The following is a 26,883-nucleotide window of genomic DNA, read 5'->3' as shown; positions in this document are numbered from 1 at the left end:
AGCGCTCTTTGTGGGCCCGTCCTCTTGCCGCGGCAGCGGTGCGAAGTAGGGTTGCATCATGCGCGAACTGGATGTGGTCGGAGTGAGGGTCGAGATGCCCTCCAACGCGCCGATGGTGCTGCTGCGCGAGGTGGGCGGCACCCGTTACCTGCCGATCTGGATCGGAGCCGGTGAGGCCTCAGCGATCGCCAACGCCCAGGAGGGTGTGGTGCCGCCACGACCGCTGACCCACGACCTCCTGGTCGACACGCTCGCCACCTTGGGTCACCGGCTGACGGAGGTGCATATCACCGAGCTTGACGGCGGAACGTTCTATGCCGTGCTGCTGGTGGACGGCATCGAGGTCAGCGCCCGCCCCAGTGACGCCATCGCCCTGGCACTGCGGGTGGGTTCGGAGATCTTCTGCGCCGAGGACGTCTTGGACGAGGCCGGGATCGAGATCCCCGAGTCGGAGGAGCCGGAGGAGGCCGAGGAGGACGAGGTGGAGAAGTTCCGGGAGTTCTTGGACCAGGTCAATCCGGACGACTTCGTCACCGGCGAAGAGCCCAAGTCGTGACCTGGTGACCCGAGTCTGGGCCTGTTGGAGCAAACCTCAGGTCGAGGTCTAGACCTGACGATTGGTCGGGGCCGTCGTCGGCGTGTCGTTGACCGTGCGGCGCGTTCGGTCGTAGCGTCTTCTGGGTAATACCGACTGTGGAATTACGGGTGAGGGATTTTCTCTCACCGTGGTGAATCTCGGAGGCGCACGTGAGCAGCACAGACCGACCGGCAGCGGGCCAGCCCGCAGGTTCCGCCGTCGACGACGACGCCATGGTCGACGCACAGGGTCTGCTGTTCGAGGGCGACTTCTCCCCGATGCCGCATGACCTGGGCTTCCGCGGTCCGGTGGCCTGCAGCGCAGCCGGCATCACCTACCGTCAGCTGGACTACTGGGCGCGTACCGACCTGGTGCGGCCCACGGTCCGCGGCGCTTCGGGCTCCGGCTCGCAGCGGCTCTACAGCTTTCGCGACATCCTCATCCTCAAGGTGATCAAGCGACTGATCGACGCCGGCATCTCGCTGCAGCAGATCCGCACCGCGATCGACCACCTGCGGGCCCGGGGCGTCGACGACCTGACCCAGGTCACCTTGATGAGCGACGGCGTCTCCGTCTTCGAGTGCACCTCCGACGACGAGGTGATCGACCTGCTGCGCGGCGGCCAGGGTGTGTTCGGCATCGCCCTGGGCGGCGTCTGGCGCGACATCGAGGGCACCTTGTCGGCGCTGCCGGCCGAGCGGGTCGCCGCCGAGCGGAGCGAGGACGGCGACTCTTCGCCGGCCGAGACCAATGACGAGCTGTCACGGCGCCGACGGACCCGTTCCGCCAGCTGAGCGCCGGACCGGTACGCAGCGGCCGCCCGCCTCGGGTAGGCTGACTCGCGCTGCAACGCAACGCGGGAGAGACCGCCCGGCTCGTCGATGAGCTCGGGTGGCGCCGAAGGGGCAACATCCCCGGAACCTCTCAGGCACCCAGAACCGCGACCTGTGGGCAACTCTGAAGCCGAGGGCGACAGAGGGGGAGTGCATCACGCCGGTTCGGCGCGCACCTTCCGTGCAACAGAGAGTTGTCTCCCATGGTCGGCACCGACTCGTTCGTTCCCCGCCACATCGGACCCGAGCAGGACGAGCGCGACGTGATGCTCGCCGCCCTGGGGCTCGCCACCTTGGACGAGCTCGTGGACTCCGCGATGCCGCGGGCGATCCGGATGCGCGAACCGCTTCAGCTGCCGCCGGCACTCAGCGAGTCCGACACCTTGACGGTGTTGCGGGCGCTGGCGGCCCGCAACAACCCGCTCACCCCGATGATCGGTCTGGGCTACTACGGCACCGTGACGCCGGCCGTCATCCGTCGCAACGTGCTGGAGGACCCCGCCTGGTACACGGCCTATACGCCGTACCAGCCGGAGATCAGCCAGGGCCGGCTCGAGGCGCTGCTCAACTTCCAGACGGTGATCTCCGACCTCACCGGTCTGCCCACGGCCGGGGCCAGCCTGCTGGACGAGGGTACGGCCGTGGCTGAGGCCATGACGCTGGCCCGCCGCGCCGTGAAGGGCGGGAAGGTGATCGTCCTCGACGCCGACACCCTGCCGCAGACGATCGCCGTGGTCCGGACCCGCGCCGCGGCGCTGGGCCTGGAGGTGGTGGTCGCCGAGGGTGACCTGTCCGAGGCGCTGGACGCGGTCGAGCCGTTCGCCGTGGTCGTCCAGACCCCGGGAGCCAGCGGACGGCTGGCCGGCACCGACGAGCTCCGGGCCGTGGCAGAGCAGGCCCACGCCAAGGGCGCGATGGTGATCGCCGCCTGCGACCTGCTGGCGCTGACGCTGACCACCCCGCCCGGCGAGTGGGGCGCCGACGTGGCGGTCGGCTCCAGCCAGCGCTTCGGCGTACCGCTGTTCTACGGCGGCCCTCACGCCGGCTTCATCGCGGTCCGGGCCGGTCTGGAACGTACGCTGCCCGGTCGTCTGGTCGGCGTCTCGGTGGATGCCGACGGCACCAGCGCCTACCGGCTCGCCCTGCAGACCCGCGAGCAGCACATCCGCCGGGAGAAGGCGACCTCCAACATCTGCACCGCCCAGGTGCTGCTGGCCGTCACCGCCAGCATGTACGCGGTCTACCACGGCCCCGCCGGCCTGCGCCGGATCGCCACCTCCGTGCACCAGACCGCCACCGGTCTCGCCGGCGAGCTGGTCGCGGGCGGCTTCGAGGTGGTCCACCACTCGTTCTTCGACACCGTGCTGGTGCGGGTGCCCGGCGAGGCCGACCGCTATCTGCAGGCCGCCCGTGCGGCCGGCGTGCATCTGCGTCGGGTCGACGCCGACCACCTGGGTCTCTCGGTCGGTGAGGACGTCGGCAAGGCGGCCCTGGACGCCGTCCGCTCCGCCTTCGGCCTGTCCGCCGGTGCGCAGCCCGTCGGCGACCTGGCCGGCAGCGAGCGCGGCAGCGCGTACCTGAGTCACCCGGTGTTCAACAGCCATCACAGCGAGACCTCGATGCTGCGCTACCTCCGGGCCCTGTCGGACCGCGACTTCGCGCTGGACCGGGGGATGATCCCGCTCGGCTCCTGCACCATGAAGCTCAACGCCACCACCGAGATGGAGCCCATCTCCTACGACGGATTCGCCAACCTGCACCCGTTCGTGCCGGTCGAGGACGCCACGGGCTACGCGGTGCTGATCGAGACCCTCGAGGCGTGGCTGGCCGAGGTCACCGGCTACGCCCGGGTGTCGATCCAGCCCAACGCCGGCAGCCAGGGCGAGCTGGCCGGGCTGTTGGCCATCCGTGCCTACCATGACGCCCGCGGCGACACCGACCGGCGGATCTGCCTGATCCCGTCGTCGGCGCACGGCACCAACGCGGCGTCGGCGGTGATGGCCGGGATGAAGGTGGTGGTGGTCAAGGCCACCGGTGACGGGTCGGTCGACCTGGACGATTTGAAGGTCAAGATCGAAGCCCATCACGACCAGTTGGCCGGGATCATGGTCACCTACCCCTCGACCCACGGCGTGTTCGAGGAGGGCATCACCGACCTCTGCGCCATGGTGCACGACGCCGGCGGCCAGGTCTACGTCGACGGTGCGAACCTGAACGCGCTGCTCGGACTCGCCCAGCCGGGCAGGTTCGGCGCCGACGTCAGCCACCTGAACCTGCACAAGACCTTCTGTATCCCGCACGGCGGTGGCGGCCCCGGCGTCGGACCGGTCGCGGTCGGAGCGCATCTGGTGCCGTTCCTGCCCAACCACCCGCTCCTCGACGCAGCCGGTCCGGACACCGGGGTGGGCCCCATCTCCGCGGCCCCGTACGGCTCAGCCGGGATCCTGCCGATCAGCTACGCCTACATCGCCATGATGGGCGCCGACGGCCTCACCTCCGCCACCGAGCATGCCCTGCTGGCGGCGAACTATGTGGCCACCCGGCTGGGCGAGCACTACCCGGTGCTGTATTCCGGGCGTAACGGACGGGTCGCGCACGAGTGCATCTTGGATCTGCGACCGCTGACCAAGTCGAGCAAGATCACCGTCGACGACGTCGCCAAGCGGCTGATCGACTACGGCTTCCACGCGCCCACCATGAGCTTCCCGGTCACCGGCACGCTGATGGTCGAGCCGACCGAGTCGGAGAACCTCTACGAGCTGGACCGGTTCTGCGACGCCATGATCAGCATCCGGGAGGAGATCGCCGCGGTCGAGGCCGGACAGTGGCCCCTCGACGACAACCCGCTGGTGCACGCGCCGCACACCCAGGCGCGGGTGACGGCCGACGAGTGGAGTCATCCGTACACCCGGACCGAGGCGGCGTTCCCCGCCGGCCGGCACCGCGGACCGATCGCCGCCCGCGGCAGCGACAAGTACTGGCCTGCGGTGGCCCGGATCGACGGGGTCTACGGCGACCGCAACCTGGTGTGCTCCTGCCCGCCGCCGGAGGAGTTCGAGGACTGAGTGGCCAGCGCCGCCTGCGGCTGCCTCGGGCCGCGGGCGGCGAACGCCAGGGCGGAGATGCCGAAGGCCAGTACCAGCACGACCTGAAGGGCGCTGCCGATGCTGGTCCGCTCAGCCAGCAGACCGATCAGCGGCGGGCCGAGCAGGAACGCGCCGAACGCCATCGTCGACACCGCGGAGATGGCCCCGGCGGCGTTGGCGCCACCGTGGTCGCCGGCGGCGCTGATCGCGGCCGGGAAGACGACAGCCAGTCCCAGCCCCCAGATCACGGCACCGACGTAGAGGCCGCCGGCGGTGGGGACGAACAGGGTGCAGGCGATCCCCGCCGCGGTGACCAGACCCGACAGTCGCAGGGTGGTGACCCGGCCGAGTCGGTTCATCACGACATGCCCGAACAGTCGGCCGACCGTCAGTGCCACCGAGTAGACGGTATAGACCGCGACGGCCGGACCCTCGGCCACGCCGCGCTCATCGTGGGCGTACAGCGCCAGCCAGTCGCCGGCTGATCCCTCACCGACGTTGGAACACAGCGTCATGGCCGCCAGCAGCAGGATCGGGACGCGCAGGGACCGGACGCCCCCCTCGGCGGCGGACGCTGGTGCGGAGTCCGCGACCACCACCGGATAGCCGCGCCAGGGACGGGTGAACACCACAGTCAGCACCGCCAGCAGCGGAACCACCGCCAGCAGATGGACCGACAGCGCAACGTCGGTGGAGGCGAGCACCGCCCCGAGACCGGAGCCAAGGATGAGACCACCGCTCCACAGCCCGTGCAGGGCCGACATCACCGTACGTCCGCTGGCGCGCTCCACCTCCGCACCGTGGATGTTGAGCATCACCTCCCAGAGCCCGAAGGTGGCCCCGGCCACCAGGAGGACCGCCGAGAACACCCAGACGTTGTCCACCACGGTGAGCAACGGCATCAGGATGCAGGTGATGATCGACGTGGCGGCAGCCACGCTGCGGGCGGAGAACCGCCGGCTCAGTCGGCTGCCGAAGGGCATGCCGCAGAACGACCCCAGGCCGAAGCAGAGCAGCACGAGGCCCATGGTGCGCAGATCGGCACCGAGGTGGTCGCGGAAGGCGGGGATACGGGCGAACCAGGTGCCGGCCAGAACTCCGCTGAGCATGAAGCAGACGAAGGTGGCATAGAGGTCGCGGGACACCGGGCCCGCCGGGGAAGTGGCCATGGCCGGGGACTCTATCGGCCCTCTCTCGGTCGCCCGCCGCCGGCCGACGGGCGGCCTCAGCCGGCGTAGGCGGCGTTGATCTGGTGCGCCAGCTCGATGTCGAGCTGGGTGAGGCCACCGTGGGAATGGGTGCTCAGCAGGAAGGAGACCTTGTTCCAGCGGATGTCGATGTCGGGGTGGTGCTGCATGTCCTCGGCCAGCGCGCCGACCCGGTTCACGAATGCCAGCGCGGCCACGAAGTCTCTCAGCTCGAACTGGGCGGCGATCGCCGTGTGGCCGCCGACCGTGACCGCTCCCCACCGAGGCAGGTCGGCCAGTTGGGTACGGACTTCGTCGTCGCTCAGGAGTCGGGTCATGCCCCCAAGCCAACGATGACCGCCCGGTTAAGTCAACGCCGGCCGGATCAGAACTGAGCGGCACCCGCGGTGGCCGGCCAACCGTGCGTCGCCGGTCGACGGGACACTAAGGTGTCCGGGTGGATCTCGGCGACCTGGTGGCACGCGTCGCCCCGATCCTGGGCTTCCTGGTCTGCATCACCGTCGTGGCCGAGCTGGCCGACGGCATCGGCGTGTTCCGCGTCGTCGCCCACCGGGCCGCTCGGCTGGCGCGTGGTTCGGTGTGGCGGCTCTGGGCCCTGGTCGTGCTGGTGGCGATCGTCTCGACAGCGGTCCTCAGCCTGGACACCACCGCCGTCCTGGTCACGCCGGTCGTGCTCGCCCTGGCCCGCCAGCTGGGGCTGAACCCGGCAGTCTTTGCCTTCACCGCCGTCTGGCTGGCCAACACCGCGTCGCTGTTCCTGCCCGTCTCCAACCTCACCAACCTGCTCGCGTACTCCGGGCTGCAGACCACGAGCCTGGGTTTCGCCGCGTTGATGTGGCCGGCGGCGGTGACCGCTGTCACCGTCACTGTGCTCGCCTTGGCGGTGGTGTTCGGCCGGTCGCTGCGCGGCCGCTATCAGCTCGCGACCCCGGAGCCGGTGGCGGATCGGCCACTGCTGGTCACCGGCCTGGTCGTCTGCGGGCTGCTCGGACCGGCCTTCCTGGCGGGCGTTGACGTCCTCGTCGCCTCGGCCGCGGCCGCGGCCGTTCTGGTGGTGGCCTGCGCGCTGCGGTCCCGGCGACTGCTGCGCTGGTCACTGCTGCCGTGGCCATTGGTGCTGGGTGTCTCGCTGCTGTTCGTTCTGGTCGAGCTGGCCCATGCACACGGGCTGGGCGCGCTGCTCGGCGCCGCGGCCGGGCAGGGGACCGGCGCCACCGACCTGCTCCGGCTGGCCGGGGTGTCCGCACTCGGGGCCAACCTGGTCGACAACCTCCCCGCCTATCTCGCGATGGAGCCGACCGCGGTCGGGTCGCCGATCCGGATCGCCGCTCTGCTCGTGGGCGTGGGCGCGGGACCACTGGTGACCCCGTGGGCGAGCCTGGCCACCTTGCTGTGGGCTGCCCGCTGCCGCGCCGCGGGGGTACGGATCGGCTGGGGCCGATTCGTGGGGCTCGGCGTGGTCGTCGCGCCTCTCGTGGTGGCGACGTCGACCCTGGCCCTGACGGTGGTGCACCGATGAGCGCCCGCAGCACCGGGGTTCTGCTCTGCTGTCTCTCGGCGCTGTGTTTCGGCCTCCTCGGTCCGTTCGCCGTCCGCGCCTTCGACCGCGGGCTGAGCACCAACACGGTGATCGGCTGGCGGTTCCTGCTGGCTGCGGTGGCGCTGTGGCTCGTCGTCGCCCTGACCCGTCGGCGGGTGGGCACCGGCCGGTCCTGGTGGCAGCCGCTGATCATGGGCGCTGTGATCTACGCCACCCAGAGCTGGCTCTACTTCGCGGCGTTGCAGCGCCTCCCGGTCGGTCTGACGTCGCTGCTGCTCTACACCATGCCGGTCCTGGTGGTGGTGGCAGCGATCGCGGCCCGCCGCGAGCCGCCGCGTCGCGCCACCTTCGTGGCGCTGGTGCTGTCGGTGGGCGGGGTGGCCCTGGCGCTGTTGAGCCCGGACGGGACATCAGTGTCGACGACCGGGGTGCTGCTGGGGTTCGGTTCGGCGGTCGTCTACACCCTCTACTACTTCGGCATGGACACCTTGCCGACCGGGACCGATCGGCTGGTAGCCAGTGCGCTGGTCTGCTCCGGGGCGGCCGCCTCGCACGTGGGCATCGGTCTGGCCCGGGGCAGCTTCGACGTCGCGCCTGACGGGCGTGGTCTGGGCTGGGTCGTCGCCATGGCTCTGGTCTGCACGGTGTTGGCCATCAGCCTGCTGATGACCGGGATCGCTGTCGCCGGGGCTGCCAACGCGTCGGTCGTGTCGTGCCTCGAACCGATCACCGCGGTGGTGCTCGGAGCGTCGCTGTTCGCCGACCCGTTCGGTCCGCCCCAGTGGGTCGGCACGGCGTCGGTGGTCGCAGCGGTGGTGATCCTCGGTCTGCGCTCGGCTGCGGCGCCGCCCACCCAGGACCACCCCGACCTGGCGTGAGACCTGCACACTGTGTCGGGGTGGACCCGCCGGTGCATTCGCGGCCCGACACCGCCCGATAACCTGCTCTGGCAGGTTCGTGCTCCTGCTCCACCGAGCTCCGATCGAAGAGGACGCCCGCACCGTGAAGGAATGGCTCATCCGACTGCAGCAGCGCCCCAGCGTGGCGCATGTGGTGCGCGCCGTCGAACGGTACGGCAACCGGCTCGGCAACCAGTTCGCCGCGGCCATCACCTATTTCTCGGTGCTGGCCATCGTCCCGATGCTGATGCTGGCGTTCTCCGTCCTGGGCTTCGTGCTGGTGAACGTCCGCCCCGACCTGATCCCCGACGTGGTGGCGTACCTGTCGCGGGCGTTGGGCGCCGCGGAGTCGAGCACGCGCCTCTTCGACGTGGTCCAGCGAGCGCTGTCGAACTATGCGGCTATCGGCGTCGCCGGCCTGCTCTCGGCGATGTACTCGGGCTCCAAGTGGGCCGGCAACCTGAAGAACGCAGTCCGGGCGCAGTGGCGCCGGCACTACGATCTGGACGAGAAGAGGCAGAGCTATCTCTCCTGGCTCCTGTCCAACCTCGGCGTCCTGCTCGGGTTGCTGGTCGCCATGGTCATCACGTTCGCGCTGGCCAGCGCCTCCACTTCCCTCAGCACCGAGATCGTTGACCTGCTCGGGTTGAACGACGTCCGCTGGTTGGCTCCGGTGCTGACCATCCTGCCGGTGCTGTTCTCCATCGGGGCCGGCTGGGCGCTGTTCATGTATCTGTTCTGGGTGCTGCCGACCCGCCGGGAGCCGTGGCCGGCCGTACGCCGTGGTGCGCTGATCGGGGCTGTCGGTTTGGGACTGCTCCAATATCTCGCCAGCTTCTTGGTGAGCCGGTTCACCCACGACGCGGCGGTCGCGATCTTCGGCCCGATCATTGTGGTCATGCTGTTCTTCAACCTGTTCGCCCGGCTCATCCTGTTCGTCGCCGCCTGGATCGCGACCAGCGACCAACCGGCGGTCCCCGAGTCGGCCGATTCGGAGCATGTCAGGTTCGCGCTGCATCCCGCGGGCGAGGAGGAGCCGGAGATGGTGCCACGGGCAGTGGCGGCGCACTCGATGCGGGTGGGACTCGGCGCCGGCTACGTCACCGGCGCCGCGACCGGGGTGGGTCTGGGCGCCGCGATCGCCTGGCTGGCGGCGGCCGTCGGTCGACGGCGGAACCGGTGAGGCCGCCGCGAATGGACGGTGCCGCAGTGGACAAGTGCGCGGGGGGCGTCGCCGCCGGCTCGAGCACGCGATTCGTCAACGCCCGGCTGGGACTGGGTGATGAGCTGGTCGACCTGACGGTGCGGTCGGGCCGGATCACCCAGGTCGCGCCGGCGGGGGCCCGACCGGTGCTGGCGGAGCACTCGGCGGCTGAGGTGGTGCAGCTGGATGGTCGGACGATGGTGTCCGGCCTGTGGGACCACCATGTGCACGTCGACCAGTGGACCTTGATGCAGCAGTGGGTGGACGTCAGTTCGGCCGCTTCCCCCAACGACGTGGTTGCCGCCGTCCGCGACAGGCTCGCCGCGGCCCCGCTCGACCATCCCGGACTGCCGTTGGTCGGGTTCGGATATCGCGATGCACTGTGGCACCGCAGTCCGCATCGCAGCGACCTGGACGCGGTGGCCGGGGAGACCGCTGTGGTGGTGGTCTGCGGCGACTTGCATGCGGCCTGGCTGAACACCGCGGCGCTGCGCCGGTATGGACTGGACCAGGACGGCGATGGCATCCTCCGGGAGGAGGCATGCTTCGCCGTCATCAATGATGTCCGGGCAGTCCCCGAGGCGGTGATCGACCGCTGGGTCGACGCCGCAGCGGCGCGGGCCGCGGCGCGCGGTGTGGTCGGGGTGGTCGACTTCGAGAACGCCGACAACCTGACCTCATGGGTACGCCGGGCCGCGGCTGGACCGTTGCGGCTGCGGGTCCGGGCGGCGGTCTGGCCCGACTACCTCGACGGCGCGATCGAGGCGGGCTTGCGTACGGGGGACGAGGTGCCCGGCACCGACGGCCTGGTCACCATGGGACCGCTGAAGGTGATCAGCGACGGATCGCTGAACACCCGTACGGCGTACTGCCACGATGTCTACCCCGGGATGGAGGGCTCGCCCCACCCGTACGGAGTGCTCACAGTGCCGCCCGAGGAGCTGGTGCCGCTGATGCGGCGGGCCTGGCGGCACGGAGTGCACAGCGCCATCCACGCGATCGGGGACCACGCCAACGCACTGGCGCTCGACGCCTTCGCCGCGGTGGGGTGTGCCGGGAGCATTGAGCACGCCCAGCTGCTCGACCGAGCCGATCTGGCCCGCTTCGCCGGCTTGGGCGTGGTGGCCAGCGTCCAGCCTGAGCACGCCCTGGACGACCGGGACGTCGCCGACCACTTCTGGGCCGGGCGGACCGACCGGGCGTACGTCTACGCGGACCTCCATCGGGCGGGAGCGAGGTTGGCGCTCGGCTCGGACGCCCCGGTCGCGCCGCTCGACCCCTGGGTCACCCTGGCCGCCGCGGTGTCGAGGTCGCGGGATGGACAAACACCGTGGCATCCGGAGCAGGAGCTGCCGCTCGACGTGGCGCTGGCGGCCAGCACCGCCGACGGGCGGTTCGTTCCGGGCGTGGGCGACGACGCGGACCTGGTGGTGACCGACATCGACCTGCGGACCGTGGACCCGGAGGCGATCCGTCGGGCGTCGGCGACAGCAACGATGCTCGGTGGTCGGTGGACCTGGCGGACCGAGGTCTGAAGGGTCGGGCAGGTCACCGCCGGGAGAGACGCGCTGCAGCCCTCCCGGCGGCGAAGGGTCAGTGCGCGGCTGCGGCCGCGGTCACCGGCTGACCGATGCCCTGCAGCAGATCGGTGTACCAGGGCAGGCTGATGTCGAACGGCTTGCCACCCTTGATCCGATCGAACTCGATGGCGCGGAGCTCGTCACCACGCTCCTCGTCGTGGCCGATGACGCCGGCCTCACCGCGCAGCGCGCAGTCCACCGCGAGGTCGGTCATCGACTTGATCAGGTCCAGGTCGGCCTGGTTGGCCGCCGCAGCGCGGGAGTAGTAGCCCGACTTCTGCACCATCACCTTCTCGGCGCCCAGCAGATCGGCGAACTTGCTGGCGAACCAGGCACCAGGGTTGATCTTGTCGATCTTGACGTGGCCGAACGGGTCACGAGCGACCTCCTCGCCGGAGCGCTCCAGCTCGGCCACGATCGTGTCGAGGCCGGCGCCCTCGGAGATGAACAGGTTGACCGAGCCCACCTCGTCCATCACCTTCTTGAGCCGGGCTGCTTCCGCTTCCAGATCGAAGACCGCCTCGGGCAGATAGACGCCGTGCACGTCCCATGCCTCGCGGCTGAGACCGATCTCCGGCAGCCACTCACGGGTGTCCAGCCAGTCGCGGTACGCCTTCGTGGTCGCGGCGGTGAGCCAGCCGCAGTGCCGACCCATCACTTCGTGCACGATCAGCATCCGGGACCCGGAGTTGTGCTCACCCAGCACGTTCTGGGCGAACCGCGCGCCTTGCTCGGCCGCCGTCCACGCCCCGAGCGACTGCTTGATCGGGATGACGTCGTTGTCGATCGTCTTGGGCAGACCCACGACGGTCAGCTGGTAGTCGTTGCGGGCGAGGAAGGCAGCCAGGTCGGCGGCGGTGGTGTTGGTGTCGTCCCCGCCGATGGTGTGCAGCACATCCACCCCGTCGGCGGTGAGCCGGTCTGCAGCCGCCTGCAGCGGGTCGACGCCTTCGGCGACCAGGCCGCGCTTGACCAGGTCGGCGGCGTTGGTCAGCTTGACCCGCGAGTTGCCGATGGGGGAGCCGCCGTACTGGTGCAGCAGACCGGCGCGGGCGCGTACGTCGGGGGTGACTTCGAGCGAGTCCCCCGACAGCAGCCCCTGGTAGCCGTAGCGGTACGCGATGATCTCGACGTCCGGGGCGACCTCGGTGTAACGCTGGATCAGCCCGCCGACGGCGGAGGAGAGGCACGGTGCGAATCCACCGGCCGTGAGAAGTGCGACTTTGTTGACCATGCCAGCATCCTAGGGGAGTCGGCGGGCGCGGTCCGCTGCCCCGATCGGCCTCGGAGGGGTCCGTCGACCGCTCAGTCCAGGTCTGGCTCGAGATAGACAGCACCGGAGCCGCGGGTCGCCACCACGTCGTCGGGATTCTGCAGGGTGCAGCGGGTCAGGCTCAGGCAGCCGCAGCCGATGCAGCCGTCGAGGTTGTCACGCAGCCGCTGCAGCCGCTCGATCTGCGCGTCGATGCGCGGCCGCCAGTCCTGGGACAGCCGGGTCCAGTCGGCGCGGGACGGTGCGCGGCCGCCCGGAAGCGAGCTCAGCGCCGCGATGATCTCCTCCAGACTCAGGCCAACCCGCTGGGCCGAGCGCAGGAAGGCGACCCGTCGCAGACAGCTGCGCTCATAGCGTCGCTGGTTGCCGGTGGTCCGCGTCGCGGTGATCAGGCCCCGACTCTCATAGAACCGCAGTGCGGACGGAGCCACGCCGGATCGGCGGGACAACTCGCCGATGGTGAGCAGGTCACTGGGATGTGCCATGCAAGACACCATAGGATTGAAGTGAGGTTGAGGTTCAAGCCTGCCCCCATCCGCCAGGAAGTTGTGGCGGACGAGTTTGGGTAAGGGTCGCAACGGGCACAGGAGCAGGAACAACCGCGAAAGGAAAGCAATGGCCCTCACCAGCAAGATCAAGTCATTCTTCTCAAGTCCTCGTGGCCAGAAGGTCGTCGGCCGGGGTCGCCAGGAGCTGTCGAAGCCGGAGAACCAGCGGAAGCTGAAGAGCCTTATCAGCCGGCGGCGCAAGGGCTGAGCCGTGGCCTGTGTCGCTAGTGCTGACCCGATGGGCTAGCGGCCAGGTCGGCTCATCCCTAGGATCACGTTCATGGTCGTCCCGAACGAGCCGCTGCTGCGCTTTCGCTACGCCGCGGGCACCCACGTCGGGCTGGTCCGTGAGCACAATGAGGACGCAGGCTTCGCCGGGCCGTATCTGCTCGTCGTCGCCGACGGGGTCGGTGGTGCGGCCGCCGGCGAGGTCGCTTCGGCGAGTACGACCTACGTCACCAGCGCCATCTCGATGATGACGACCGACCCGGATCTGGTCCGGGTGCTGCGCGGCAGTGTCGACTTCGCCCACGCCCATCTGCGCGAGGGCAGCTCAGCGTCGTTGGCCCGTCGAGGGATGGCCACCACCTTGACGGCGGTGATGTCGGACGGCCACCGGTTCGCGCTGTGTCATATCGGCGACTCCCGCGGCTATCTGTGGCGCGACGGGACCCTGCATCAGCTGACCCGCGACCACACCCTGATCCAGCAGCTGGTGGACGATCACGTCCTGACCCGGCAGGAAGCTGAACGCTCACCGCTGCGCAACGTCGTCCTGCGGGCGGTGGACGATCACGACCCACCACACCCCGATGTGACCATGCTGGACCTGTGCGCTGGAGACCGGGTCCTGCTGGTCAGCGACGGCGTCACCGACCTGGTCGCGGACCCGGCATTGGCCGACGTGCTGGCTGCCGACGATCTGGAGCAGGCGGTCGCCGAGATCGTCTCTCAGGCGCTGGCCGCCGGCGGTCGTGACAACATCACCTGTGTCCTGGGCGAGGTTGAGCAAGGTCCCCGGGTGCGTCGACACGGCACATTCGTCGGCTCGGCCGCCAACCCGCGCAACCTCATCGACGGCGCTGCCGTTCGCCGGGATACCTTGCGCAGCGCCTAGCTGCTGGTCATCGCCGGAGGGCTGGAAGAACCAAACTAGGCTCAAGCCCATGGCCAAGTATTTCGACGTTCACCCGGACAACCCCCAGCCACGGGCGATCAGCCAGGTGGTGGCGTTGCTGCGTGCGGACGGTCTGATCGCCTATCCGACCGACTCCTGTTACGCCCTCGGCGCGCAGCTGGGCAACAAGGAAGGGCTGGACCGGATCAAGGAGATCCGCAAGCTCGACGACTCCCACCACTTCACCGTCGTGTGCGCCGACTTCGCCCAGCTCGGCCAGTTCGTGCACGTGGACAATGACGTGTTCCGCAGCATCAAGAAGGCCACGCCGGGCAGCTACACCTTCATCCTGCCTGCCACCAAGGAGGTGCCGCGCCGGTTGCTGCACCCCAAGAAGAAAACGGTGGGGGTCCGGATCCCCGCCCACGTCGTCACCCAGGCCATTCTCGCCGAGCTGGGGGAGCCGTTGCTGTCGTCCACCTTGCTGCTCCCCGGCGAGGAGGATCCGATGACGCAGGGCTGGGAGATCAAGGAGCGTCTCGACCACGCCCTCGACGCGGTGGTCGACTCCGGGGACTGTGGGGCGACCCCCACCACGGTGGTGGACTTCTCCCAGGGTGGGCCGGTGATCGCGCGACTCGGAGCGGGCGACCCGACGCCGTTCGAGTGATGATCATGCGCCGCTGAGGTCACAGCTGGCCGGCGGCGCTGGCCGATGATCACTGCCGTGGTGTCTACTGAGTGCCATGCGTTCCATCTGGAAAGGTGCCATCACCTTCGGTCTCGTCACGGTGCCGATCAAGGTCTACAGCGCGACCGAGGACCACGACATCTCGTTGCACCAGGTGCATGACGCCGACGGCGGCCGGATCCGCTACCAGCGTCGGTGCGAGGTCTGCGGCGAAGTGATCGACTATGACCACATCGACAAGGCGTATGCGGACGGCGACACGACCGTGGTGCTCACCGGGGACGACCTGAAGGCCTTGCCGGAAGAGCGCAGCCGCGAGATCGAGGTGGTGGAGTTCGTGCCGTCGGAGCAGCTCGACCCGATCATGTTCGACCGCAGCTATTTCCTCGAACCGGACGCGCACGCGGCCAAGCCGTACGAGCTGCTGCGGCGGACCCTGGCTGACTCCGACCGGACCGCCATCGTGCAGTTCTCGCTGCGGCAGAAGACGCGCCTGGGGGCGCTCCGCTCGCGCGGCAACGTGCTGATGCTGCAGTCGCTGCTGTGGGACGACGAGGTCCGCGAGGCCGACTTCTCTTCGCTGGACGCGGACGTGAAGCTGTCGAAGCAGGAGCTGGCCATGGCGGGGTCGCTGGTTGAGCAGATGGTCGGCGACTTCCGCCCCGACCAGTTCAGCGACGACTACCAGAAGCAGCTGCGCCAGCTGATCGACGCCAAGCTGGCCGAGGGCGACTCGCTGGACACCGCGGCCACGTTCGGTGAGGAGAGCGAGGACACCGGCGAGGCCGAGGTGATCGACTTGGTCACCGCGTTGCGACAGAGCGTGGAGCGAAGCCGCCAGCGGAAGTCCGGTGCGGGCGCGCAGGACGCAGCACCCGCGAACGACGCGACGACGAAGACCCCGGCGAAGAAGTCCTCGAAGTCAGAGAAGTCGTCGAAGTCGTCGAACTCGAAGAAATCGTCGGACCCGAAGAAGTCTCCGGCGACGAAGAAGTCTCCCGCGACGAAGAAGTCTCCGGCGACGAAGAGGTCCGCCGCGACGAAGAAGTCTCCCGCGACGAAGAGGTCCGCCGGCAGCAGTGGTGCCACCAAGACGGCGGCCAAGAAGTCGAGCTCGGCCACTGCGGCGAAGAGGAGCCCGGCCACCAAGTCGAGCGAGCGCAAGGCCGGCTGACACCTGGTCGGATCCGCCCGAGCACGCGGACCGGGTGTCGTTTGAGGGACGCCCGGACGGGGAAATCCCTCCTGCGCGGCGTCCGCCGCCTGAGAGGTCGCGAGGGCAGTCATGGTGTCACTGGTGGAGTTCTTGATGGCCAGGATCGAAGAGGACGAGGCCACCGCGCGGTGGGCCGGGATCGCTGAGGGCGTACTCGGCGGCATCGACATCGCGCCCGGCCTGCCGTACTGCCTGGTCGACCCGATCCAGGTGATCGCCGACTGTCGGTCGAAGAGAGAGCTGCTGCAGCTCGCCGACGACCTGGACTGTGCCGCCGTGCCCGGAGCGGGGGACAGAATCCGGGTTCTCCTCGCGCACACCTATGCCGGGCATGCCGACTACCGGGCCCAGTGGGCTCCGAGCCTGACCGAGGGCCGCCTGACCCCTCAGCTAGTCGAGAGCGTCCTCGATCGTCCCTGATTCGCGCCGGCGGTACGGCTGATCACGCGCTCCTCGAACGGCCCACCGGGCCCGAACACCAGGGCACCGAACCGCTCACCGATCCTGCGGTGCGCGGCGGCATCCGGATGGAGCTGGTCGGGCAGCGGCAGCTCGGTGAAGTCGGACTCACCGTAGAGATCACGACCGTCGAGGTAATGCAGGCAAGGATCCTCCGCCGCCCGCGCCGCCACGATGCTGGCCAGTTCGGTCCGGATGACCTGGAGGGAGAGCTTCCCCGCGGCGCGCTCGGCGGGGTCGCCGGCGGCCCGGAACTGGAGCGTGCCGTCGACTCGGCTGAGGTCCGGGGCGCTGGGACCCGGCGTGTCTTCGTGGATGGGGCACAGGATCGGCGACACGATCAGCAGCGGAGTCGTCGGGTGCTGGTCGCGGATGGTGTCGAGGAAGCCGTGGACCGCAGGGACGAAGGCCCGCAGCCGCATCGCGTCGTTGTTCACCAGGTTGATGCCGATCTTGATGCTGATCAGGTCAGCCGGACTGTCTCGTATCGTCCGCGCGGTGAACGGGTCCAGCAGCGCGCTGCCGCCCAGACCCAGGTTCGTCAGGGCCACCCCACCGATCGAGGCCGCGATCGCCGGCCAGGTGGTGCTGGGGCTGGCCGCGTCAGAACCGTGGCTGATGGAACTGCCGTGGTGCAGCCAGATCGGGCGGTCATCGTCGGGGGCAGGCTGCAGGGGTGCGTCGGCGCGTAGCGCGACCAGCTCGGTCATCTCGTTGTGCGGCAACCAGATCTCGACGTCCTTGTTCGCGCCCGGCAAGTCGGCGAAGCGCACGGTGCCGGGTGGCCCCGAGGAGAGCTCAACCCCTCCGGTGCTCATGTCTATGCTCAGCAGGTTCCCACCCGGCACGACCTGCTGGTCGCTCAGGTGCTGGTCGATCAACAGGTCGTAGACCCCGTGCGGGCGCGGCGGCATCCCGAGATAGCCGCGTCTCGTCGCCAAGGTGTCCAGCTCGATGACGGTGGCTCGGGTCCGAAACGACAGCCGTACGCCCGAGGGCTGGGCTTCGGCCATCGCCAGTTGCGGGTCGGCGCACTGGGCCCGGGCCCAGGCCGGCAGACGGTGCGGCAGCAGGCCGTGTTCGGTTCGTTCCAGCTCCGCGGCGCCGCGCACCAGGGCGGCGGTGATGGGGAGGTTGCTCGTGGGCATCAGGATTCCTCGGCGATCAGGGTAGCGGTTGTCTTGGGTCGCCCAGAGAGCGGCGCTCTCCGACTCAGGGCGTGGGCCAGTTGCGCAGCAGGGCATCAAGAGCGTCCAGGATCCGTGGCCAACTCTGGTGCGCGCCGGGACTGCTGTGATCAAATCCGCCGCCGGACTCGAGGCTGACGAAGCCGTTGAAGACGCTGCCCAGCAGCCGGACAGCATGGGTCTCGTCCGGCTCGGTGAGATCGTATCCGCGCAGGATCGCCCGGGCCATCTCCGCGTGTTGGACCCCGGCGCTGGCCGCGGCCGTCGCGGGGTCGAGGCGATACTGTGCTGCGGCGTAACCCGGGATGCTGGTGCGCGTAGTCGCGGTAGGCATTGCCCAGCGCCACCAACGCATCCTTGCCGGCCCGTCCGGCCAGTGCGGCGGCGCCGCGGTCGGCTAGCTCTCGCAGCGCGAGGAAGGCGATGTGGGTCCGGAGGTCGTCCGAGCTCTTCAGATGCGAATACAGGCTGGCGACGGCGAGTCGATCGGGCCGGGCTGGGGAGAGAAGGGGCCCAGAGGTGGGCGGGCTGACGAGGTGAGGTGCGAGGAAAGGCGCCGGGGTGCCGCCGAAGCCGGCCCGGGCTACGCTGCTGAACCCGAGCCAGCCGCTGATGGGCACCCCGCGTCTCGCCGTGATCTACGCGAATCGTTGTCAACGCATCTCGTCCTCTTCGACAAAACGACCTCGCTCACAGTGCGTGAAGCCACCGGTCAACGCGACGTCCGCCATGTCAGTACCCACGGGTTCACGGCACAAACGACAATCTGGACCCGACCATGATCAAATTCCGGCATCCCGATCGGGGGGACCGCACACGGGCGCAGCATCAGCCCGGTCCGTCCTTGCCGGCTTCGTTGTCAGGCAGCCGACTGCGCCGCGTCCGCGCCCAAGGTCGATGACGTGCGCCGCATCGTGGCCGGGGCCGACACCGCCGCCGAGCTCACCCCCGGCGTGTCACTCCCCAGGAGCTCCGAGCGCAGCTTGCGCAGGATCCGTGCCAGCAGCCGGGACACCTGCATCTGGCTGATGCCCAGGCGGTCGGCGATCTCCTGCTGGGTGCAGCTCTCCACGAAGCGCAGCTGTAACAGCTGGCGATGCTCCGCCGGCAGGTCGCGGCACAACGGTCCGAGGCTCACGAGTGCGTCCACCAGGTCGTACGGGTCACCGGGTTGCACCAACATCCCTGCGAGGCCATCTTGCCGTCCACCCAGAGGCGCCTCGAGCGAATCCGGCTGATAGCAGTGTCCGAGGCTCTGGGCCTCGGCCACGTCCGTGGAGTCGGCGGCGAGCTCGCCGGCGATCTCGTCCAGACCGGGGATGTGCTGGAGCTCTTGGGCCAACGACGCCCACGTCGAGCTGGCCCTGGCGTGCAGCTCTTGGAGGCGTCGGGGCGGACGCACAGTCCACCCGTGGTCACGGAAATGACGTCGGAGATGCCCCAGGACCGTCGGGATCGCGAAGGCGCCGAAGTCGCCACGCTCGGGGTCGAAGCGGCGTACCGCTTCGATCAGGCCGACCCGGGCGACCTGGATCAGGTCCTGGTCCTCCTCGCCACGGCGCCGGTAGCGGCTGGCCATGGCATCCGCCAAGCCGAGATTGAGCAGCACGGCTTGGCGCTCGAGTTCATCGCGGTGCGGACCTGCGGGCTCGGCCCGGGCCTGAGTGATGAGTTCGATGGTTTGTTCGTCGATGGCGGAGTCTCGACCCCGGCCACTACCTTGTCTGAGCATGGCTGCCTCACCTCGTCACTGAACGAAGTGGCAGACTGCTCGACCACGGACATACTCAAGCACGCTTCTGCCTCGCTGACAAGGCCTGTCCGGGCGCGTCGAGGAGTTGACAGCGACCACCCGAAAGGGCTAGGCGATAACGCTCTCGACTGCCGCCGCCCGAAGGTGGCGGGCGGTCCGAATGCCCACGGTGCAACAAGTCTGCGGTCGACGCGGACCAGTTCGGTGAAGGTGCGGCGTGCTCCGCAGCGGCCTTGTCAGGAGGAGGCGCTGCGGAGCTTTTCGAGCAGCGGTCCGGCGACCTGGTCGAGGAAGGCGCGCTGGGAGTCGTCCCCGACCTGGATCAGCGCGATGTCAGTGAATCCGGCCTCCCAGAACGGGCGTACAGCCTCCACGACCGCGTCCAGGTCCGGGCCGCAGGGGATCGCCTCGGCGACGTCCTCCGGGCGGACGAACTGGGTGGCTCCGGCGAAACCGGCCGGGGTCGGAAGATCTGCGTTCACCTTCCAGCCACCGGCGAACCATCTGAACTGCTCGTGCGCGCGCTCCACGGCTGCGTCGCTGTCCTCGGACCAACAGATGGGGATCTGGCCGATCTTGCGTGAGCCCGACCCGCCCTTGAGCGCGTCCCACTGCTGAACCGCGTCGGCATCGGGCTCGGTCGTGATCAGATGGTCCGCGAGCCCGGCGAACCGCTCGATCGACTTGGGACCGGACACGGCGACCCCGATCGGTACGGGCTGCGGCGGGACGTCCCAGACGCGGGAGGAGTCGACCCGGAAGTAGTTCCCCTCCCAGGTCACGAGCTCACCGGTATGCAGTTCGCGGATGATCCTCATCGCCTCCTCGAGCATGTCCTGGCGCTGGTCGATCGGCGGCCAGCCTTCGCCGATGACGTGCTCGTTGAGGTTCTCGCCCGACCCGAGGCCGAGGAGGAAGCGGCCCTCACTGAGAAGCTGCATGGTGGCGGCTTTCTGTGCCACCACGGCCGGGTGGTAGCGCATGGTCGGACAGGTGACGTAGGTCATCAGCTCGACCCGCGCCGTGGCCTGCGCCACCGCGCCCAGCACGCTCCAGGCGTATGACGCGTGGCCCTGGGTGGTGAGCCAGGGGGAGTAGTGGTCACTGGAGACCTCGAAGTCGAAGCCCGCCGACTCTGCCGCCACCGCATAGTCGACAAGGTCGCGCGGGCCGCTCTGTTCGGTCAACAGGGTGTAGCCGAAGCGTGTCATCAGGTGCTGCCTTCCGTCGGGTGCCGCGTCGCAGTCGCCCCGTACCCGTGTCCCGCGCCGCTAGTCAGATTCACACCGGCCGATGGGTGCGGTTTCGGATCAGCGAACCTGGGTACGGGTTATGGCTCTCGACATCGCAGGAGGTTCTCTTGGTGTTCGGTGTGAGCGGCGGCCCAGCAGCAGAGCAGTCCAGCATGCATGTCCTGGTCACCGAGCGGCTGCCATCGCAGCTCGCGCCGGCCCTTGACGGGTCTGATCTGTTCCACTGGGGACGGGTGCCCGGCAGCATGCCGAGGGCCGTTAGCACGCTGCTGGAACGCCGCGCGCTCCGCTGGGTGGGCTTGCAGACTCTGGACGGTCCGCCGGAGGCCGGTTCACTCCCGGCGGTCGTTGAGGCAACAGGAACCCTGGTGCCGGTGCACGTCAGCGAGGCCGACCGGGTCAGCCACCAGGAGGGGTTCTGCAGCCGGACCATTTGGCCGCTCTACCACGGCGTACCCACGCGTCCCGCGTTTCGCCGGGACTGGTGGGAGGCGCACGCCCGCGTCAACGCCGCGTTCGCCGCCCGGGTGGCGGAGGTGACGCCGCACGGAGGCACCGTCTGGATCCAGGACTACCACCTGCAGCTGGTCCCGGCCGAGCTGCGACGAATCAGGCCGGACGTGCGGATCGGCTTCTTCCTGCACACGCCCTTCCCTCCGGTGGAGCTCTTGCAACAGGCGCCATGGCATCGCCAGTTCCTGCTCGGCCTCTGCGGTGCCGATCTGGTGGCCTTCCAGGTCAATCGGAGCGCCGAGAACTTCAGCGACGCCGTTCGGCTGGTGTTGGGGGGTCGGCCCTTCGAGTACGGCCCAACACCGGACAGCCCGACACCGGACAGCGCCACACTGGACAACCCAGCACCGGACAGGTCAGCACCGGCCGGCTCCCGGGGGATCCGGTTGCGCACCGGCCGGAACGTCGCGGTCGGAACCCATCCCATCTCCGTCGATGCCACTGCCCTCCAGGAGCTCGCGAGGTCACCGAGGATCACGGAGCAGGCCGCGGCGATCCGGCGCGATCTGGGGAACCCCCGGACCGTGCTGCTGGGAGTGGACCAGCTCGACAACACCGCCGGCATCGCGGAGCGCCTGGTGGCGTTCGGCGACCTGATGGCGCGGGGAGAGATCGACCCGGTGCAGACCCGGCTGGTGCAGGTGGCGACGACGTCTCATGAGGACCCGGCCCTGTACGACCCGCTGCGCGCCGACATCGACCGACTGGTCGGCAGAATCAACGGCGATGCCGCCACGGTGGGCCATCCTCCGATCGTCTACCAGTACACCGTCGATCCGAGCGCCCAGATGGCGGCGTTGTATTCGATGGCTGACGTCCTCGTGGCCACCCCGCTGCGGGACGGGATGAACCTGGCCGCCAAGGAATACATCGCCTGCCGTCCCGCTGACGACGGCGCCGTGGTGCTGAGCAACCTCTCCGGCGCCTCGGACCAGCTGCGCGGTGCGTACATGGTCAATCCCTATGACGCCGAGGCACTGCAACGCATCCTGCTGGACGCCATCACCGACCCGCCCGCGGAGAAGGCGGCACGGATGCAGGCCTTGCGCAGCGAGGTCTTCATTAACGATGTCTTCGGCTGGGCACGGTCGTTCCTCGACCACCTGGCGCGGATGCCCTGACCGCTAGCGTCGGTGGACCACCGGGATCGCTGTCCTCCGGGGAGCGGTGGCTCGATACCACGAGGACGCCAGCCAGACGATGATCACCAGATCGACGGCGTCACCGAGGTAGTACATGATCATGGCGCCGGCCTCGGCCTCAGGTTCGGACACGCCGTCGGGTGGCTTCCGGTAGAGCTGCTTCGCCAGGATGTCGTGCGCAGCCAGAGCCAGCACCAACACGATGCCGCGGTGCAGCACCGATCGGCGGTGCGGCAGCGGGTCGGGGCTGATCATGGCGACGGTGAAGAGACAGCCGGCGGTCAGGACATGGAGCTGGACCAGGCCGGCAGCGATCTGGTTGTCGTGCAGCACGGCGAAGAGGTCAGTGCCGTAGATCAGCCACAGACCGCCCACGTTCAGCAGCGCCGCAACCACCGGCTCGGTCAGCACCCGGACCGGCGCAGTGCGGAGCAGGCGGGTGAGACGGCGAGCCTGGCCAACCTCGACGGTCCGCAACACGAGCGTGACCGGGGCAGCGAGGACGAGGAGCAGGGGGCCCACCATGCCGACCAGGACATGGCCGACCATATGGGCCCGGAAGCTGGTCTGCACAGCCGGCAGCAGGGTGAGGCCCAAGCCGACCGCGACTGCGGCGCAGCCCGCCAGCCAGGCGAACGTGCGGCGCTGTGGCCAGCCGGCAGCCCGCGGGGACCGTGTCGCGCGCACGTAGCGGGTCGCCGTGAGCGCGAGCGCGACCGCGATCAGGAGGAAGGCGACCACCTGCGGCGCTGCGCCGCCGGATCCGTGCTCGTGCACTAGGCGGCCTCGGCGACTGGTGGAGAGGGCCGACGACGGGCCCCGCTGCGCCGGGTCAGAACTGCTCCGATGGCGACCATCACCACCGCCAGAATGTTCCAGGTCAGGTCGTAGGGGAGGAGGTCGACGTCGTAGCGGATCTGATGCAGCCCGAAGAGCTTGTGCTGCACAGTCCCGTCGTACAGCTGGAAAGCTCCGGCGCCCAGCAGGATGCCGCCGACCCAGCGCGACCGGTCCACGGCGCGGCGCCGCCGGAGATCGGCGAACAGGAACAGCCCCCAGACGGCGGCGAACCATCCGAAGGCATGGAAGAGGCCGTCGGACACCAACCCGGCGTCGGAGGTGCCGCGGTCATAGAAGTGATGCCAGTGCAGCAGCTGGTGGAACACTGTCTCGTCGACGAAGGCTGCGATCCCGACTCCGAACAGCACGCCGGATCCGGTGTTGCGACCGGGTCGCGGAGCGGTGCTCACTCCGGTTCGGTGTCGAAGCGAGCTTCCTCGACCGGTCCGGGAGGCGCCTGGGAGGTCGGCTCGGAACCCCGATCGACGTAGACGTCGGCCGGCCGGCCGGTGGTGTTCTTCCTCATCGCATCCTCCGTGGTCGGGTTCGGTGCCGGGGACTTACCCACCGACTCGCCCGTCAACCCCGGACCGAGTTGTCGTGGCGCGGCTGCTGAGCTGTTGTGGTTTGCTGCCCCGGTGGCGCGGGTAACCGACCTGTGCAGCGGGCGTCGAGAAGCGGCGGCAGCTCCGAGTCCAGCCACATCCAGCCGACACGCGGGACACCCGTGCGGCCAACCTCCTAGGAGCTGACATGAGTACTTCCATCAATCCCGGTGGGGGGAACCCGCGAGACGATGAGACTGGTGGCGACCGGACGCGTCGTGACGGATCCGACGATCGGGCAGCCGAGCAGGCGTCGATGGCGGCCCCCGAGGACCGCACCCGGACCCGTGAAGACGTTGTGCGGGCCCAGAAGGATCAGTTCGGGGGGATGAAGTTCGGTGCCTGCTTCTTCGGCTGGCTCACCGCCACCGGCACCGCCGTACTGCTGACCGCGCTGCTGACCGCAGCGGGGGCGATCTTCGGACTGGCGAACCAGGTCGACTCGGCCGAGGCCACTGAGAACGTCCGTACGGTCGGTCTCATCGGCGCGATCTCGCTCCTGGTCGTCATCTTGGTCGCGTACTTCTGCGGCGGCTACGTAGCGGGTCGGATGGCCCGCTTCAGCGGCGTCAAGCAGGGGGTGGGGGTGTGGCTCTGGGCCGTCATCATCGCCATCGTGGTCGCGATCCTCAGCCTGATCGCCGGCGCACAGTTCGACATTCTGGCCAATCTCAACGGGTTCCCGCGGATCCCGATCAACGAGGGCAGTCTCACCACGGCGGGCATCATCACCGCGGTTGCTGTGGCGCTGGTCAGTCTGCTCGGAGCCATCCTCGGTGGCCTCGCCGGAATGCGCTACCACCGCAAGGTGGACAAAGCGGAACTCTGAGGGGGCGGCGCGGCTTCACCCAGGGCGGCGGCCGGACCGGCATTTACACCGTAAACGAACCGTGAGAGGGTGGACGGGCAGTACATCGTCTACCAAGGTGCGATGACGTCTCGTCGTCACACCGGAAGGAGTACGTCATGGGAATCGCTGACAAGGCCAAGAACAAGGCTGAAGAACTCGCCGGTAAGGCCAAAGAGGGCGCTGGGGACGCGACCGACAACCGCGACCTGCAGGCCGAAGGCAAGGCTGACCAGACCGGCGCCAACGCGAAGCAGGCCGGCGAGCACGCCAAGGACGCTCTCGGCGACGTCAAGAATGCCGTCAAGGGCAACTGAGTCACCAACAGCCACGACTGCGTGGCACCGACGTGCCGTCACCGGATCCCGGTGGCGGCACGTCGTCGTTTCAGCGCAATTCGGTTGACGGTGATGCGCGGTCGTGGCGCAATGGAATCTCACCCGCGCACACTGGAGAACCGATGCGAACAACTCTCGTGAACACCTTGATGGTCACCACCACCCCCGAGGACACGAGACTGCATGCGGACACTCAATCTGGGCATCCTGGCCCACGTCGACGCCGGTAAGACCAGCCTGACCGAGCGGCTGCTCTTCGCCGCCGGCGTGGTCGACCAGCTCGGTAGCGTCGACCGCGGTAGCACCCACACCGACTCGCTCACGCTGGAGCGCCAACGAGGCATCACCATCAAGGCCGGTGTTGTCTCCTTCGTGCGTTCCGATGTCAAGATCAATCTGATAGACACCCCGGGGCATCCGGACTTCATCGCCGAGGTCGAGCGGGTGCTCGGCGTACTCGACGGCGCGGTGCTGGTGGTTTCCGCGATCGAGGGGGTCCAGGCCCAGACACGAATCTTGGCGAGGACGCTGCAGTCGATGCAGATCCCGACCGTGTTCTTCGTCAACAAGATCGACCGCCCCGGCGCCCGCCTCGACCTGGTCCGCTCACAGCTGTCCGACCGAGTGAGCCCCAGATCGATCTGGCTGACCATGGCCCGGCGGGCCGGTACTCCAACTGCCGCGGTCGACCGCCGCGACCAGAAGGTGGTCGCGGCTGAGCTGCTTGAGCTGCTTGCCGACACCGACGACGACCTGGTCGACCAGTTCCTGGCGGGCACGCTCACCGACGACCTGCTTCGGCGCTCGGTCGGCGACCACGTACGCGCAGCCGTCGTCCACCCGGTGTATGTCGGTTCGGCGATCACCGGGGTGGGGACCGAGCAGCTCACGGACGGCGTGGTGGAGCTGCTGACCCCCGCCGCCGCGGATCCAGCTGGAGCCCTCGAGGGAGTCGTGTTCCGGATCGAGCGCGGGTCCCGGGGAGAGCGTCGTGCCCACCTCCGACTCTTTCGCGGCACCCTGGGCGTACGCGACACCGTGATGGTCGGTGCCGGTCGGCAGTGCAAAGTCACCGCCATCGATGTGCTGGACCGGGGCCGGACCGTAGCTGTCCGATCCGCGGCGGCCGGGGAGATCGCCGTGGTAACCGGGCTGCACGGGGTGCGAATCGGTGACCGGGTGGGAACGGCCGAACCACAGACGGCCCGGAGCGCGTTCCCGCCGCCGACTCTGGAGACCATTATCGAACCGGTACGACCGGGCGACCGGGGGCGCCTGCACGCTTGTCTGGCGCAGCTGTCCGAACAGGACCCGCTGATCAACCTGCGGACCGGCGGGGACCGGGGTGAGCAGGTCCTCTCGCTGTTCGGTGAGGTCCAGAAGGAGGTGATCGGGGCGACCCTGGCAGCCGACTTCGGGCTGGCCGTCAGCTTCCGTGAGACCACAACCATCTGCGTCGAGCGGGTGCGGGGAACGGGCGCGGCGGTGGAATGGATCGACGATCGTGATGCGCACCCATTCCTGGCCACGGTCGGGTTGCGGGTGGATCCGGTGACACCCGGCACCGGCGTCGAGTTCGCACTGGAGGTCGAGCCCGGCTGCATGCCGGCGGCCTTCTTCACCGCGGTGGAGGAGGCAGTCGTCGACACCTGGCGACAGGGTCTGAGTGGCTGGCAGGTGGTGGATGGCCGCGTCACGCTGACCCACGCCGGCTACTACGCCCGACAGAGCCATGCCCACGCCACGTTCGACAAGTCCATGTCCAGCACGGCTGGCGACTTCCGCGCGTTGACTCCGCTCGTGCTGATGGAAGCGCTGCTCCGAGCCGGGACCGACGTTCTTGAGCCGGTGCATCGCTTCCGGTTCGCGACCCCACCGGACATGATGGGATCGCTGTTGCCGGCTCTCGCTGCCCTGGACGCCGTGCCGCGGGCGCAGACCGCGGAGGGCGACTGCTATCTGCTGGAAGGCGACATTCCCGCGGCCCAGCTGCACCACCTCGCCCGACTCCTGCCTGGCGCGACGCGGGGCGAAGCCGTCTTGGAGACCGCCTTCGACCACCATCGTCTCGTCCGTGGTCCGGTCCCGACCCGGAGACGGTGGGGGAACAACCCGCTGGACCGCAAGAGCTATCTGCTGGCCGGCCGCCGCACCCGTGATCCCGGATCCTGACC

26 protein-coding genes and 1 riboswitch are annotated in these 26,883 nt (G+C 69.1%); of the genes, 16 read left to right on the top strand and 10 right to left on the bottom strand.

The genetic code is table 11. From position 1 onward, the window contains the following. Positions 1-58: 58 nt before the first annotated feature. From AC1XX3_RS13925 to gcvP, 3 genes are all read left to right on the top strand, one after another. Positions 59-556: a bifunctional nuclease family protein gene (locus AC1XX3_RS13925; protein ID WP_483321737.1), complete on the top strand. Its 498-nt coding sequence runs from the start codon at positions 59-61 to the stop codon at positions 554-556. Positions 557-810: 254 nt separating this feature from the next. Then, entirely contained in the window at positions 811-1,371 is a 561-nt protein-coding gene (locus AC1XX3_RS13920; protein ID WP_483322110.1) for a MerR family transcriptional regulator, read from the top strand. A 53-nt stretch (positions 1,372-1,424) separates the two neighbouring features. Continuing rightward, a riboswitch (glycine riboswitch) is annotated at positions 1,425-1,528 on the top strand. An 85-nt stretch (positions 1,529-1,613) separates the two neighbouring features. Next, positions 1,614-4,475 carry an aminomethyl-transferring glycine dehydrogenase gene (gene gcvP / locus AC1XX3_RS13915; RefSeq protein ID WP_483321736.1) on the top strand — a complete coding sequence of 954 codons (2,862 nt, stop codon included), beginning with the start codon at positions 1,614-1,616 and terminating at the stop codon, positions 4,473-4,475. On the opposite strand, the gene AC1XX3_RS13910 is transcribed toward gcvP, so the two are convergent. Together AC1XX3_RS13910 and AC1XX3_RS13905 are read right to left on the bottom strand one after the other, a co-directional pair. After that, a complete protein-coding gene (locus tag AC1XX3_RS13910) occupies positions 4,418-5,665 on the bottom strand; it encodes an MFS transporter (protein WP_483321735.1) in 1,248 nt (415 codons plus the stop codon). The genes gcvP and AC1XX3_RS13910 overlap by 58 nt on opposite strands. 56 nt (positions 5,666-5,721) lie before the next feature. Then, positions 5,722-6,021: a 4a-hydroxytetrahydrobiopterin dehydratase gene (locus AC1XX3_RS13905; RefSeq protein WP_483321734.1), complete on the bottom strand. Its 300-nt coding sequence runs from the start codon at positions 6,019-6,021 to the stop codon at positions 5,722-5,724. Positions 6,022-6,140: 119 nt separating this feature from the next. Between AC1XX3_RS13905 and AC1XX3_RS13900 the strand changes: the two genes are divergently transcribed. The 4 genes from AC1XX3_RS13900 (at position 6,141) to AC1XX3_RS13885 (ending at position 10,882) form a co-directional block, all read left to right on the top strand. Next, positions 6,141-7,223 carry an ArsB/NhaD family transporter gene (locus tag AC1XX3_RS13900; protein ID WP_483321733.1) on the top strand — a complete coding sequence of 361 codons (1,083 nt, stop codon included), beginning with the start codon at positions 6,141-6,143 and terminating at the stop codon, positions 7,221-7,223. Beyond that, the gene (locus tag AC1XX3_RS13895) at positions 7,220-8,122 is read left to right on the top strand and encodes a DMT family transporter (RefSeq protein WP_483321732.1); all 903 of its coding nucleotides are present in this window, start codon (positions 7,220-7,222) and stop codon (positions 8,120-8,122) included. Before AC1XX3_RS13900 ends, AC1XX3_RS13895 begins: the two co-directional genes overlap by 4 nt. A gap of 124 nt (positions 8,123-8,246) precedes the next feature. Beyond that, positions 8,247-9,326 (top strand): YhjD/YihY/BrkB family envelope integrity protein, encoded by a 1,080-nt coding sequence (locus tag AC1XX3_RS13890; RefSeq protein WP_483321731.1) that lies wholly within the window; start codon positions 8,247-8,249, stop codon positions 9,324-9,326. Positions 9,327-9,337: 11 nt separating this feature from the next. Then, complete coding sequence (locus tag AC1XX3_RS13885; protein ID WP_483321730.1) at positions 9,338-10,882, top strand: amidohydrolase; 1,545 nt, start codon at positions 9,338-9,340, stop codon at positions 10,880-10,882. 58 nt (positions 10,883-10,940) lie between these two features. Here AC1XX3_RS13885 and AC1XX3_RS13880 read toward each other — a convergent pair whose 3' ends face one another. Then, complete coding sequence (locus AC1XX3_RS13880; protein WP_483321729.1) at positions 10,941-12,161, bottom strand: pyrophosphate--fructose-6-phosphate 1-phosphotransferase; 1,221 nt, start codon at positions 12,159-12,161, stop codon at positions 10,941-10,943. 71 nt (positions 12,162-12,232) lie between these two features. After that, positions 12,233-12,685: a redox-sensitive transcriptional activator SoxR gene (soxR, locus tag AC1XX3_RS13875; RefSeq protein ID WP_483321728.1), complete on the bottom strand. Its 453-nt coding sequence runs from the start codon at positions 12,683-12,685 to the stop codon at positions 12,233-12,235. Between the two features lie 130 nt (positions 12,686-12,815). On the opposite strand from soxR, the gene AC1XX3_RS13870 reads away from it, so the two are divergent. The 5 genes from AC1XX3_RS13870 to AC1XX3_RS13850 all read left to right on the top strand — a co-directional run bounded on the left by AC1XX3_RS13870 (position 12,816) and on the right by AC1XX3_RS13850 (position 16,192). After that, positions 12,816-12,956: a hypothetical protein gene (locus tag AC1XX3_RS13870; RefSeq protein ID WP_483321727.1), complete on the top strand. Its 141-nt coding sequence runs from the start codon at positions 12,816-12,818 to the stop codon at positions 12,954-12,956. Positions 12,957-13,028: 72 nt separating this feature from the next. After that, positions 13,029-13,865: a PP2C family protein-serine/threonine phosphatase gene (locus AC1XX3_RS13865; RefSeq protein ID WP_483321726.1), complete on the top strand. Its 837-nt coding sequence runs from the start codon at positions 13,029-13,031 to the stop codon at positions 13,863-13,865. Positions 13,866-13,914: 49 nt separating this feature from the next. Beyond that, on the top strand, positions 13,915-14,535 hold the full coding sequence (locus AC1XX3_RS13860) for an L-threonylcarbamoyladenylate synthase (RefSeq protein ID WP_483321725.1): 621 nt from the start codon (positions 13,915-13,917) through the stop codon (positions 14,533-14,535). Positions 14,536-14,611: 76 nt separating this feature from the next. Next, positions 14,612-15,730, top strand: a complete 1,119-nt coding sequence (gene ku, locus AC1XX3_RS13855; RefSeq protein ID WP_483321724.1) for a non-homologous end joining protein Ku — start codon at positions 14,612-14,614, stop codon at positions 15,728-15,730. A 111-nt stretch (positions 15,731-15,841) separates the two neighbouring features. After that, positions 15,842-16,192, top strand: coding sequence for a DUF6221 family protein (locus AC1XX3_RS13850; RefSeq protein WP_483321723.1), 351 nt, complete (start codon positions 15,842-15,844; stop codon positions 16,190-16,192). Here AC1XX3_RS13850 and AC1XX3_RS13845 read toward each other — a convergent pair. The 4 genes from AC1XX3_RS13845 to AC1XX3_RS13830 all read right to left on the bottom strand — a co-directional run bounded on the left by AC1XX3_RS13845 (position 16,159) and on the right by AC1XX3_RS13830 (position 20,382). Beyond that, positions 16,159-17,379 carry a GDSL-type esterase/lipase family protein gene (locus AC1XX3_RS13845; protein ID WP_483321722.1) on the bottom strand — a complete coding sequence of 407 codons (1,221 nt, stop codon included), beginning with the start codon at positions 17,377-17,379 and terminating at the stop codon, positions 16,159-16,161. The two genes, AC1XX3_RS13850 and AC1XX3_RS13845, sit on opposite strands and share 34 nt — an antisense overlap. A 64-nt stretch (positions 17,380-17,443) precedes the next feature. Continuing rightward, entirely contained in the window at positions 17,444-17,752 is a 309-nt protein-coding gene (locus tag AC1XX3_RS13840) for a TetR-like C-terminal domain-containing protein (protein WP_483321721.1), read from the bottom strand. A gap of 525 nt (positions 17,753-18,277) precedes the next feature. Continuing rightward, the gene (locus AC1XX3_RS13835) at positions 18,278-19,150 is read right to left on the bottom strand and encodes a sigma-70 family RNA polymerase sigma factor (protein ID WP_483321720.1); all 873 of its coding nucleotides are present in this window, start codon (positions 19,148-19,150) and stop codon (positions 18,278-18,280) included. Between the two features lie 257 nt (positions 19,151-19,407). After that, complete coding sequence (locus AC1XX3_RS13830) at positions 19,408-20,382, bottom strand: LLM class F420-dependent oxidoreductase (RefSeq protein WP_483321719.1); 975 nt, start codon at positions 20,380-20,382, stop codon at positions 19,408-19,410. A gap of 194 nt (positions 20,383-20,576) precedes the next feature. Here AC1XX3_RS13830 and AC1XX3_RS13825 point away from each other — a divergent pair, with 194 nt between their 5' ends. After that, a complete protein-coding gene (locus AC1XX3_RS13825) occupies positions 20,577-22,058 on the top strand; it encodes an alpha,alpha-trehalose-phosphate synthase (UDP-forming) (protein WP_483321718.1) in 1,482 nt (493 codons plus the stop codon). Between the two features lie 3 nt (positions 22,059-22,061). Here the strand turns inward: AC1XX3_RS13825 and AC1XX3_RS13820 are convergent, their stop codons facing one another. Further along, positions 22,062-22,856 (bottom strand): cytochrome c oxidase assembly protein, encoded by a 795-nt coding sequence (locus tag AC1XX3_RS13820; protein WP_483321717.1) that lies wholly within the window; start codon positions 22,854-22,856, stop codon positions 22,062-22,064. Beyond that, positions 22,856-23,329 (bottom strand): DUF2243 domain-containing protein, encoded by a 474-nt coding sequence (locus AC1XX3_RS13815; protein WP_483321716.1) that lies wholly within the window; start codon positions 23,327-23,329, stop codon positions 22,856-22,858. Before AC1XX3_RS13815 ends, AC1XX3_RS13820 begins: the two co-directional genes overlap by 1 nt. Before the next feature lie 343 nt (positions 23,330-23,672). On the opposite strand from AC1XX3_RS13815, the gene AC1XX3_RS13810 reads away from it, so the two are divergent. The 3 genes from AC1XX3_RS13810 to AC1XX3_RS13800 all read left to right on the top strand — a co-directional run bounded on the left by AC1XX3_RS13810 (position 23,673) and on the right by AC1XX3_RS13800 (position 26,881). Beyond that, complete coding sequence (locus AC1XX3_RS13810) at positions 23,673-24,353, top strand: hypothetical protein (protein ID WP_483321715.1); 681 nt, start codon at positions 23,673-23,675, stop codon at positions 24,351-24,353. Positions 24,354-24,490: 137 nt separating this feature from the next. Beyond that, a complete protein-coding gene (locus AC1XX3_RS13805; protein WP_483321714.1) occupies positions 24,491-24,688 on the top strand; it encodes a CsbD family protein in 198 nt (65 codons plus the stop codon). A 204-nt stretch (positions 24,689-24,892) separates the two neighbouring features. Further along, positions 24,893-26,881 carry a GTP-binding protein gene (locus AC1XX3_RS13800; RefSeq protein ID WP_483321713.1) on the top strand — a complete coding sequence of 663 codons (1,989 nt, stop codon included), beginning with the start codon at positions 24,893-24,895 and terminating at the stop codon, positions 26,879-26,881. Positions 26,882-26,883 lie beyond the last annotated feature (2 nt).

This window comes from Microlunatus sp. M237, from assembly GCF_056896895.1.
Note: the sequence above shows the minus strand (reverse complement) of the source record. Positions and strands in the feature narration are given on the sequence as shown.